Origin of the sequence: Flavobacterium sp. (assembly GCF_035760125.1) — a bacterium.
Classification (GTDB): Bacteria; Bacteroidota; Bacteroidia; order Flavobacteriales; family Flavobacteriaceae; genus Flavobacterium.
The window spans coordinates 1-9,643 of record NZ_DASTTN010000408.1; the positions used below are offsets into that span (position 1 = coordinate 1).

Consider the following 9,643-nt stretch of genomic DNA (forward strand, 5'->3'; position numbering starts at 1 on the left):
AATCCGAAGAATGGGCTTAATTTAGTCCCAAACCCGCTGTAGTACCAGAACGTTGTAGGGCATTTTAACCGAACAAACGATAAAATTTAATTTATTAGAAAAACTAAATCTATAGAATAATGAATATTTCAAAATCAAATAAATTTCAAGTTCATTATTATTTTTCTGACAACTCTCACGGATTTGATGCAATTGTAAGAAATGAATGTGAAAAAGAATTATTAAATATATTCTATGAAATTGCTACTACTTTAGATTTAAAATTACTTGTTCAAAGCGAACCTCCAAAAGATGGTGGATTTATAGATATTTGGAAATTTATTGGAGATAACCCTAATCAAGTAACATTAATTGTTAGCGCTATTGCAATAATTTTATCACGTAAACCAGTTGAAAATAAAAAACTAACTCAACTACAAATAGAAAACCTAGAACTAGAAAATGAGTTAAAAAGGAATGAACTAAAAGAGCTTCACTTAAAATCACTCAATGAAGAAAACATTGACGAAAAATTAATTAAAAGAGTCGTAGAATTACTATCACTTAATTATAAAATCATTTGGAGAAGATCCAACTTTTATAAAAAAATATCAACTTATAAAAGAATAAATAAATTTTCAAGCCAACGATTTCTTGATGAAAATCAAATTGGTTCTGATAGACTAGTATCAAGAGGAGATTTTTATAATTTTGTTTTATCTTCAGACGATTTACCCGAAATGGAAATCGAAGAAGCGAAAATTGACTTGATTTCACCAGTTTTAAAATCAGGAAATTTTCTATGGAAAGGTTTCTTAAACAATGAAATTGTTTCATTTCAAATGCAAGACAATTCATTTAAATCAATGATACAGAACGGCGAAATAATATTAAATAATAAAGTTTTAATTAATACCATTATTGTTCAAAATAGAAAAATTGATGAAAATGGGCATATTAAAATAACAAAGTCATTTGTGAAATTAGTAATAGATTATAGCATAAACGGTCAAAAACACATTACTAAAGATGGTCAAACATATTTAGATAATAAATAAAAAAACGCCCCACAACAGCTACTACAACGGATTTGGGCAATTGGCTTAATGGAAAGTTGGTTTTGTATTTGGTACGATTTGCTTCGCCTGTTCGCTATCGCTCGGGTGGCAAATCCTAATAATGGGCTTAATTTAGTCCCAAACCCGCTGTAGTACCAGTATGTTGTAGGCAATACTAACAATGACCATTCAAAACAATTTTTTATATTAAATTACTATGAATATTAACTTTTTTTCTAACTCACTTCTTTGGTTATTATTAATAATTTTACCAGAAATGGTATTTTCTCAATCGACCGACTTTACCATTCAAGATGTAAAGTTTGAAAGTCAAGGCGTCACTCTTGCAGGCTCGATTTTAACGCCTAAAAAAACATATGCAGCAGTTGTAATTGTTCATGGGTCTGATCCTGTAAAAAGAGAAATGGAGTTCGCTAAACGTCTTGCCAAAGAAGGTATTGCTGTATTGACATATGATAAACGTGGAGTTGGAGAATCTGGTGGTGTATATGTAGGGCCATCTGTTGGCACGAATAATATTGACACTACTAATCTTAATTTATTATCTCATGATGCAAGTGCTGCAGTAAATACATTTCGAACCTATTTGAAAGATAAAAAAACACCAATTGGATTAGTTGGCTTCAGTCAAGCAGGATGGATAATCCCTATTGCTGCAAGTAAAAATCCACAAGTAGAATTTATGGTTTTATTTAGTTGCCCTACAATTACAACTCTAGAACAACTTCGATTTCAGTTTTATACTAATGGAAACAATAATTTTTGGGAAAATCATACAGAATCAGATGCTCGTGAACATATTAAAGATGACCCAGACAGGTATCAATTCGTGGCGACTGACCCAAAAACTTCTCTGAATACTCTTTCAATTCCAGGACTTTGGCTTTTTGGTGAGAAAGATATACAGATTCCAGTAAAGTTGTGTATGGAGCAGTTAAATACATTGAAAGTTCAAGGTAAACCTTTCGAATATACCTTGTTTTCAACTTTAGGGCACAATACTACTTCTGGCAATATTACGGAACCAGTGGATATTTCAATTCAGTGGATAAAACAGAAAGCTTTGAACATTAAAAAGTCTAAAGTATCAAAATAAAGCACTGCCTACAACAGCTACTACAACGGATTTTGGCAATTGGCTTAATCGAAAGTTGGTTATGTATTTGGGATGATTTACTTCGTCTGTTCGCTATCGCTCGGGTGGCAAATCCAAGCTATTTATCATTGAAGTAAAACCAACGACTCTTAGGATTCAGCAAGGGAAAGACGAAGTTTTGGACCGTGCTTTACAATTTATAGAAACTGGAAAATAACGGTATCGTACAATAAGAGTTAATGATTCCCAAAAGAACAGTAACCAAGTTTTGAGTATTCAATAAAAAAGAGGCTAAATTTAATTTAGCCTCTTTTTGTATTTTCGAAACACTTTTACTTATATCAATCATAAAAATGAAGGACTTTGAATGCTAAAAGTGGTTTTGTTTTTCGTGTGTGCTGTGCTTTTTTTTGTAATAATATAAGGAAATAAATATTCCCATGTTTAAAACAATTAGTAGTGACACAATCGGATTGAAATCTAAGACTCTTCTTAGGTTTTCCGTGGTTTTGCTTATTCCCATCAATAGAAATGCAGAGATGCTTACATAAGAATAGATTAGGTATAAAGATTCTTTGATTGTAATGTGGTTGTTTTCCATTTTTGATCGTTTTAAGTGAATTATTTGTTTTTTAAACATCAAAAATTTAGGGTGTGATAAAATTAAGGCAATTGTATTTTTATTAAAAATAAATCTGTCAAATAGCATGATATTCCGATTAAGACTCAAAAATCATTGAGATTCAATTAGATTTTTTTTGAATTTGAATTGACATGTACTGAATCAAGTTTTTTATTAGATATTTCCTTTGTGGTTATTGTTTTGTAATAAGTGTTTGAATAAAAAGGTATTTGAAAAAATTGTTCTTCAAACAGTCACCGATACTTATTTTTATTTAATTTTAAATATCTTAAAATCAAGTGTTTGTTTTATAACGTATGTATTATTTCACTTAAATTATTCAAGGATATGTGTGCAAAAAAAACGGAGAATCTTAAAAGATTAAGTCACGAAGAATGGGAAGAAGCTTGGCAAAAACATTGGAAAAAAGCCCAATTGGATTATGAGTTGCCAATAATTGAATCTGAAGAGCATAATTTTTTAAGTGAACAAAGAACCGCCGAAAAGGAAAAGGAGCGTTTGGAAAGAATTACCGCCGAGTTTGAAATGGGGTTTACTAAACTCAGTCAGCTTGGTCCGGCAGTGACTATTTTCGGATCGGCGAGATTTAAGGCAGGTGAACCGTATTATGAACTTTCACGTGAAACGGGTAGTGCTTTTGCAAAAGCTGGCTTTACAGTTTTAACTGGAGGAGGTCCAGGTGCTATGGAAGCTGCAAATAGAGGAGCAAAAGAAGCTGGAGGACCAACTTATGGCCTGAATATCATTTTACCCAAAGAACAACAGCCTAATCCTTATGTGAATGATAGTTTTGAGTTTAAATATTTCTTCATCAGAAAGGTTATGTTAGTTAAGTATTCTTGTGCGTTCATTGTTATGCCTGGAGGTTTAGGAACTTTGGATGAATTATTTGAGGCTGCAACTTTAATCCAATGTCACAAAATTGGTCCGTTTCCGCTTATCTTGGTGGGGGGAAAGTTTTGGAAAGGGTTGCGTGATTTTGTTGGATTCATGGCGGAACAAGGTGTCTTCTCTCCTGAAGAAATAGGTTTTTCGCGTATTGTTGAAACCCCCGAAGAGGCTATAGATATGGTTTTATCCAGTTTACCATCAGATTTTAAAAACTCTTTAAAGCCATTGTAAATATATTTTATTATTTTTGTGACTGATTAGTCAATCTGTAATAAATGGATAAAAAACAACTCATTCTTGGAACTGCTCTTAAACTGTTCGTCGAAAACGGATTTCATGGAACCGCAACCAGTAAAATTGCTGTAGAAGCAAACGTGGCCAATGGAACACTCTTTAATTATTTTAGTACAAAAGAGGAGTTAATTCTATCTTTATATCATTCTGTAGTAAATGAAATGGATGATTTTATTGTAGAAAGAATGGAATCACATTCGATTTCCAAAGAAGCATTTCGATCATTGTTTTTTGCCACTGTATCTTGGAGTCTTGAAAATCCTATTCATTTCCAATATTTGCAACAATTTATACATTCCCCTTATTCTAAAATTTCAAATTCAAAAATTTTAAATCAAGAGGATCATCCACTTTTCGTTCTAATTAAAAACGGCATTGATATTGTTCTTATCAAGCAAATGCCAGTTTCGTTTATTTATTCTTTGTTTACATCGCAAATCAATGGCTTGTATTATTATGTTACTTCTTATGATTTTAGTAATGAAAAGCAATTGGAGCTTATTCAGGATGCTTTCGAAATGTTATGGAAAATGATTGAAGATTAGTTAATTAACAATTTGACTGATTAGTCAGTTTTTGATATTTTATTTTGTTTTCCTGATTATATCGTAATCTAAGGAATTTTCTTTTTTGAATAAAAATTATACTACTTTATTTAAGAGTTGGCACTTTTTTATAGACAGGAAATAAAATCTTTAAATATTTGTAAGTCATTAAAAAATAAGGTGAATAAAAAATTATTTATCACTTTTTTTGTAAATTAGCGTGTTGAAAATTTCTCACTTCCCCACTTCTGTTTTATAAATTATTTTTAAAAAATTTGTAAACCTACCCAATTTTTGCGGCGCTTTCACCGAGGACAGCCAAACAAGACGCAAAACGGAAAAACAATTTTTCTAAGTACTTAATTAGTTCAATAAAATTCCTTTGTTGAAAAGGAAAATTGCAAAATGCAATAAATTCGGAGTAGCCGAAAACCTAATAGAGTAGGCAATAATTAAATAAAAATTGAAAATATGAAAAATGCAATTTTGATGATGCTGTCCGTGATTACACTCACAACATTAATGACCGTTCAAACTGCCAACGCACAGGAAACTAATTCGCCGTGGCCAGGAGTTACTAAAAAAATTCTGATTGACAATGAACATGTTAACGTTTCGGAGGTAACTTTTGCTCCGGGTGCTGTTGCCGACTGGCACTCACATCCACAGTATACTGCTTATGCTACTACCGATGTTAAAATGAAAGTGGAAATTAAAGATAAAGAGCCTTCTGTAGTTGAATTAAAAGCTGGACAGGCTATATGGTCTGCAGCGGTAACACACAAAACAACTAATGTGGGGAAAAAGCCCTTTGTTGTAATTGTCTCAGAAATAAAATAAATACATTACACATCATTAAAAATTACAAAAAACTAAACCTTTAAAGATGTTTGATCTTTAAGGGTTTTTCGTTATCAATTGCAAAGGTAAGGTGTTCATGATCAGCGCAAAACGAATCTGATTTTCTATTAGATTAATTCCTTTTATAAAAAACATTATTAAACGAATATCTAAACGAGAATTGGAGTTTCACATCGTTTCCGCTGTTTCCTTTTGCAGAAGGGAGATTAAATTGGGGATCACCTGCGAAATCATTGTTTTGCCGCATCCCCCATTGTAGTTCAGGTCCCAAAATGCAATTTTTTACCGGAGAATACAAAATATTGAAACTTGCATATTGCCCCGTTTCATAAGCTGTGGATAATTGTGCTTCGGTAGTGTTGTTCTTCAGGATCGAGTATCCGATTGCTGAACTCAATTCTTGACTCCAATTAATGTCAAAATAGCTAACTATTCCCACCATTGGGATGGCAACCCCCTTAATTGGTGCAGTTACGTTGTCGTATTGTCTTTTGATTCCAATATCAGCATCTGCATCATTCATGTAGTTCTGTATTCCGGCGCCTGTTGTGAACGTCCCATGAAAAATTACACTATTACCGAGTTTTATTCGGGTACTTAAACTCAGACCCCAACCTACGGCACTGCCTGATAGGTCATATTGATCAGTGTTATGGTCTTCCCATTTTATGCTTCGAATGATCCCGGACAATTCTAAATAACCCCATGAGTCGCTATATCGGTATTCTGTTGTTAAATCGGGTACCGAAAATCTTGATTTCACATTGTCAAGAATAGATGCATAAACAAATCCTGCGCCATATTGTCCTTGATCTGCAGTTGCTCCTGGGCGTTCCAATGCTACTGCAAAGGAATGGTTTACATTGATAATTGGGGTATAGCGGATTTGTATGTTTCGAAGAAAAGGCATCGCATTGGGCCCCATAAACTCTACGATATTTGGATAGACATCCGAATCGGTAAATAAACTGTTCGTTTGACCTACTCCAAATTTGCCCAATTCTACATAAGCATGTTTAAGTCGAAAAGCAGTGTTTCCAACTTCTTTTCCCATGCCAAATAAATCAAATTCAAAATGTGTTTTTATTTGGCCTAATGGTGTGTCTACGTAGTTTTTTATTCCAAAGGAGGTTTGTCTAACACTCATAAAATAGGCGCCTTGGGTTAGGTATTCATTTCCTTCTTTATCTAAAATTTGGGTTGGTCGCATGGTATCATACCAATCGGGATTTATTCTTCCAAAATCATAGCCGGAATCCATTTGTATAAAACCAAATATTTCCATATTTTTTTCTGGTTCTGCGTTTTGGGCTGTAAGGTTGCAGGTGAACAATAAAATAATCAGCAAGGAGTTTATTGTTTTTATCATATTCTTTGTTTTAAATGGAAGAAGGAAAAACGGCCTTTGATTTGTAATGTGTCAAACTAAGGGTAAACAGATAATGCGGTTTTACTTATCAAATTTAATAAAAATTACATAACTATTTTAATTACAGTTATTTATGTTTTATTCGAATACTGAATTCGTTTTTTTAATGATTACTAAAACTCAGAATATTTCCCATTAGCCCTGATTAAAGTGAAAATTTTCTCGATTTTTTTCGGGGGATTGTTGCAGAAAGCGGGAGGATACTGGCAAATAAGCCAAATGTTTCTGCTCCTAAATACGTGCGTAGTTCCTCATGGGTATATTTTGCTTATCGCTGAAAGTAAATAAAGTTTTGATTGATTTAAGGGACTTTTCAATAAAAAACAGCTTCTTACTTCTTTTCGGGAAGAAGATTGTTTAAAAGCGTTAAAATTGGCTTTGTTTTTTGCCTGAGAGGAATCGATTAGTCTGAAAATAAAAAATCACGAACAATACCATTTTTGATTCGGTTTTGTTCGTGATTTTAAGTATTTAAATTTTTACTTTTCTACAAAGTTTGAATTAAGATCCAAGCTTCTGGATTATCTGTTTCAGTTATACTGTCTTTTTCTTTTTCTGCTTCCGCAAAAGTAGCGTAGCTTCCGTATAAAACAGGGTAAAGCCCATTTTTATTTATTCCCAAAACTCTAGCTTTAAAACCTTTTGCAATCAATTGGTTGTATCTTTTTTGAGCATTGGCTTCGCTTCTAAAAGCACCAGCCATAATGTGGTAAGGCATTTTTGCTTCTACTTCTTTCTCTGATTTCAAAGAAAGTGTTACGGCAGGAATTGGCGTTTGAATAAAGAAAGTTGCTTCTTGAATTTTATGTTGCACTTGTTTTTGAACGGCTGTTTCTACCAAAACAGTTTCAGAAGCTATTTGATTTTGATACATTGGATAACCAATAGAACCTGCAATGGCCAATCCAATTACAAAAACAGCTGCATATTTTAGATATGGACTTCTTTCTCTAGTTTCTGGAATGAAATTGAAAATAGGTTTTTCTTCTTCAATTACTGCTGTAACTGCTGTTGATTTTTCAAATACAATTTCAGGTTTTGGAAGTTCTACTTCTCTTTTCACTGCAGGCGAAACAAAAGAAGTCAATCCAAAAGATTGTGCCAAATAATTGGTTTGCTCGTTTGGTGTGAAAAGGATATTATTTTCGGCTGTTAAACTTAAAACACCGATATTTTTTATCGAAAAACTACGATTTTCCTGTAGCGTTTTTTTCCAATTCAAAACTTCATATTCAATAGCGCTTACGGCATAATCATAAGATGTTTTCTCCGCTTGGGCAATATGATTAGCCAATAATCCATCATTGTTTTTGATATGAGTATTAAAGGAAATCACTTTTTTTGGAGGAAAAAAAGAATGTGAGTTTTCAAGCAATTGAGCCGATTGGATTTCGGTCAGGAAAGCTCCAAAACCTGGAACGGTTACACATTGATAACGGTATAAAAGTTGCGCGATGTAAAGTTCTATTTTCATAGTAACAAAGTTATACAACGGGAATAGTTATCAAAATTTTATTCACAATTTTTATTAACAATCTGCATGTATTACACAATCAGTAGATTACTGTTTTATTTTTTGAATAATCTTTTTTAAAAATCGTTTTTTGCTTTCATTTTTTTAAAATCAGAATTCTAGTTTTTTCACAAATGAGCGGGATTTTAATTTTTAAACCTTTTTAAGATTCGAAAATTTGTCTTATAATTGTAAGATATGTCAGAAGAAAATATATTTTACGTATTGGCTTTACTACGTGTAGAAGGAGTTGGGGATATAATGGCCAAAAAACTGCTCACCCATTTTGGAACTGCCGAAAATGTTTTGAATGCTAAATCCTCCCAGCTTGCTGCCATTGATGGGGTAGGATCAGTTTTGTTGAAAAATTTCAAGGATAAAACCATTTTTGAAAAAGCCAAACAAGAATTGGATTTCATTCAAAAGAATAATATTGAAGTTCTTGGGTTTCAAGACTACAAATACCCGGATCGCTTAAAGCACTGTATTGACGGTCCCGTTTTACTGTTTTCTTCCGGGAATATCGACTTGAAAAACCGAAAAATAATAAGCATTGTCGGCACACGCCAAATCACATCTTACGGAACCGAATTCTGTAGAAAACTAATTGAAGATTTGGCGCCTTTGGATCCCATAATCGTTAGTGGTTTTGCTTATGGTGTGGATATCGTGGCTCACCAACTGGCGATGGAGCATAATTTGCAGACGATTGGCGTTGTTGCACACGGCCTGAACCAAATTTACCCTAAACCACATAAAAAATACGTTGCCAAAATGGAACAGAACGGCGGTTTTATGACCGAATTCTGGAGTACTTCCAATCCTGACAAAGAAAATTTTGTTCGGCGAAACCGCATTGTGGCCGGAATGACCGAAGCCACGATTGTCATTGAATCTGCTGATAGAGGAGGTTCACTTATCACCGCCAATATGGCAAATGATTACAATCGAGATGTTTTTGCAGTGCCGGGACGCACTACCGATAAATACAGTCAAGGCTGCAATAATTTAATTAAAACCCAAAAAGCCAACGTACTTACTAACGCTGCCGATTTGATTTATAACCTGAATTGGGATATTGAAAAAGAAACCAAATCGGTTCAAAAACAATTGTTTGTCACCCTTGATGATGACGAACAAAAAGTATACGATTATCTTTTGAAAACAGGAAAAGAACTGATGGACATTATTGCCCTGCATTGTGATTTTCCTATTTATAGAATTTCGGGTTTACTGCTCAATATGGAATTGAAGGGAGTAATAAGACCTTTACCCGGGAAAATGTTTGAGGCTATTTAATCAAAAAAAGGCTG

9 protein-coding genes are annotated in these 9,643 nt (G+C 33.3%); 6 read left to right on the top strand and 3 right to left on the bottom strand.

The window, feature by feature from the left end:
• Nucleotides 1–119: 119 nt before the first annotated feature.
• Both VFS71_RS14415 and VFS71_RS14420 read left to right on the top strand, forming a co-directional pair.
• Nucleotides 120–1,037 carry a hypothetical protein gene (locus VFS71_RS14415; protein WP_326402092.1) on the top strand — a complete coding sequence of 306 codons (918 nt, stop codon included), beginning with the start codon at nt 120–122 and terminating at the stop codon, nt 1,035–1,037.
• A gap of 277 nt (nt 1,038–1,314) precedes the next feature.
• Nucleotides 1,315–2,154, top strand: a complete 840-nt coding sequence (locus VFS71_RS14420; protein WP_326402093.1) for an alpha/beta hydrolase family protein — start codon at nt 1,315–1,317, stop codon at nt 2,152–2,154.
• 370 nt (nt 2,155–2,524) lie between these two features.
• Here VFS71_RS14420 and VFS71_RS14425 read toward each other — a convergent pair whose 3' ends face one another.
• Complete coding sequence (locus VFS71_RS14425) at nt 2,525–2,755, bottom strand: hypothetical protein (RefSeq protein ID WP_326402094.1); 231 nt, start codon at nt 2,753–2,755, stop codon at nt 2,525–2,527.
• Between the two features lie 369 nt (nt 2,756–3,124).
• Between VFS71_RS14425 and VFS71_RS14430 the strand changes: the two genes are divergently transcribed.
• The 3 genes from VFS71_RS14430 (at nt 3,125) to VFS71_RS14440 (ending at nt 5,367) form a co-directional block, all read left to right on the top strand.
• On the top strand, nt 3,125–3,919 hold the full coding sequence (locus tag VFS71_RS14430; RefSeq protein WP_326402095.1) for a TIGR00730 family Rossman fold protein: 795 nt from the start codon (nt 3,125–3,127) through the stop codon (nt 3,917–3,919).
• Nucleotides 3,920–3,963: 44 nt separating this feature from the next.
• Complete coding sequence (locus VFS71_RS14435) at nt 3,964–4,527, top strand: TetR/AcrR family transcriptional regulator (RefSeq protein ID WP_326402096.1); 564 nt, start codon at nt 3,964–3,966, stop codon at nt 4,525–4,527.
• Between the two features lie 471 nt (nt 4,528–4,998).
• Nucleotides 4,999–5,367 (top strand): hypothetical protein, encoded by a 369-nt coding sequence (locus VFS71_RS14440; protein WP_326402097.1) that lies wholly within the window; start codon nt 4,999–5,001, stop codon nt 5,365–5,367.
• A 133-nt stretch (nt 5,368–5,500) separates the two neighbouring features.
• On the opposite strand, the gene VFS71_RS14445 is transcribed toward VFS71_RS14440, so the two are convergent.
• Together VFS71_RS14445 and VFS71_RS14450 are read right to left on the bottom strand one after the other, a co-directional pair.
• Complete coding sequence (locus VFS71_RS14445; RefSeq protein WP_326402098.1) at nt 5,501–6,757, bottom strand: DcaP family trimeric outer membrane transporter; 1,257 nt, start codon at nt 6,755–6,757, stop codon at nt 5,501–5,503.
• Nucleotides 6,758–7,304: 547 nt separating this feature from the next.
• Complete coding sequence (locus VFS71_RS14450; protein ID WP_326402099.1) at nt 7,305–8,291, bottom strand: SPOR domain-containing protein; 987 nt, start codon at nt 8,289–8,291, stop codon at nt 7,305–7,307.
• 237 nt (nt 8,292–8,528) lie between these two features.
• Here VFS71_RS14450 and dprA point away from each other — a divergent pair, with 237 nt between their 5' ends.
• Nucleotides 8,529–9,629, top strand: coding sequence for a DNA-processing protein DprA (gene dprA, locus VFS71_RS14455; protein ID WP_326402101.1), 1,101 nt, complete (start codon nt 8,529–8,531; stop codon nt 9,627–9,629).
• Nucleotides 9,630–9,643 lie beyond the last annotated feature (14 nt).

Bases quoted from the DNA above. Each gene is read 5' to 3' on its own strand.
- VFS71_RS14415 (WP_326402092.1), top strand. From the start codon at position 120: ATGAATATTTCAAAATCAAATAAATTTCAAGTTCATTATTATTTTTCT.
- VFS71_RS14420 (WP_326402093.1), top strand. From the start codon at position 1,315: ATGGTATTTTCTCAATCGACCGACTTTACCATTCAAGATGTAAAGTTT.
- VFS71_RS14425 (WP_326402094.1), bottom strand. From the start codon at position 2,755: ATGGAAAACAACCACATTACAATCAAAGAATCTTTATACCTAATCTAT.
- VFS71_RS14430 (WP_326402095.1), top strand. From the start codon at position 3,125: ATGTGTGCAAAAAAAACGGAGAATCTTAAAAGATTAAGTCACGAAGAA.
- VFS71_RS14435 (WP_326402096.1), top strand. From the start codon at position 3,964: ATGGATAAAAAACAACTCATTCTTGGAACTGCTCTTAAACTGTTCGTC.
- VFS71_RS14440 (WP_326402097.1), top strand. From the start codon at position 4,999: ATGAAAAATGCAATTTTGATGATGCTGTCCGTGATTACACTCACAACA.
- VFS71_RS14445 (WP_326402098.1), bottom strand. From the start codon at position 6,757: ATGATAAAAACAATAAACTCCTTGCTGATTATTTTATTGTTCACCTGC.
- VFS71_RS14450 (WP_326402099.1), bottom strand. From the start codon at position 8,291: ATGAAAATAGAACTTTACATCGCGCAACTTTTATACCGTTATCAATGT.
- dprA (WP_326402101.1), top strand. From the start codon at position 8,529: ATGTCAGAAGAAAATATATTTTACGTATTGGCTTTACTACGTGTAGAA.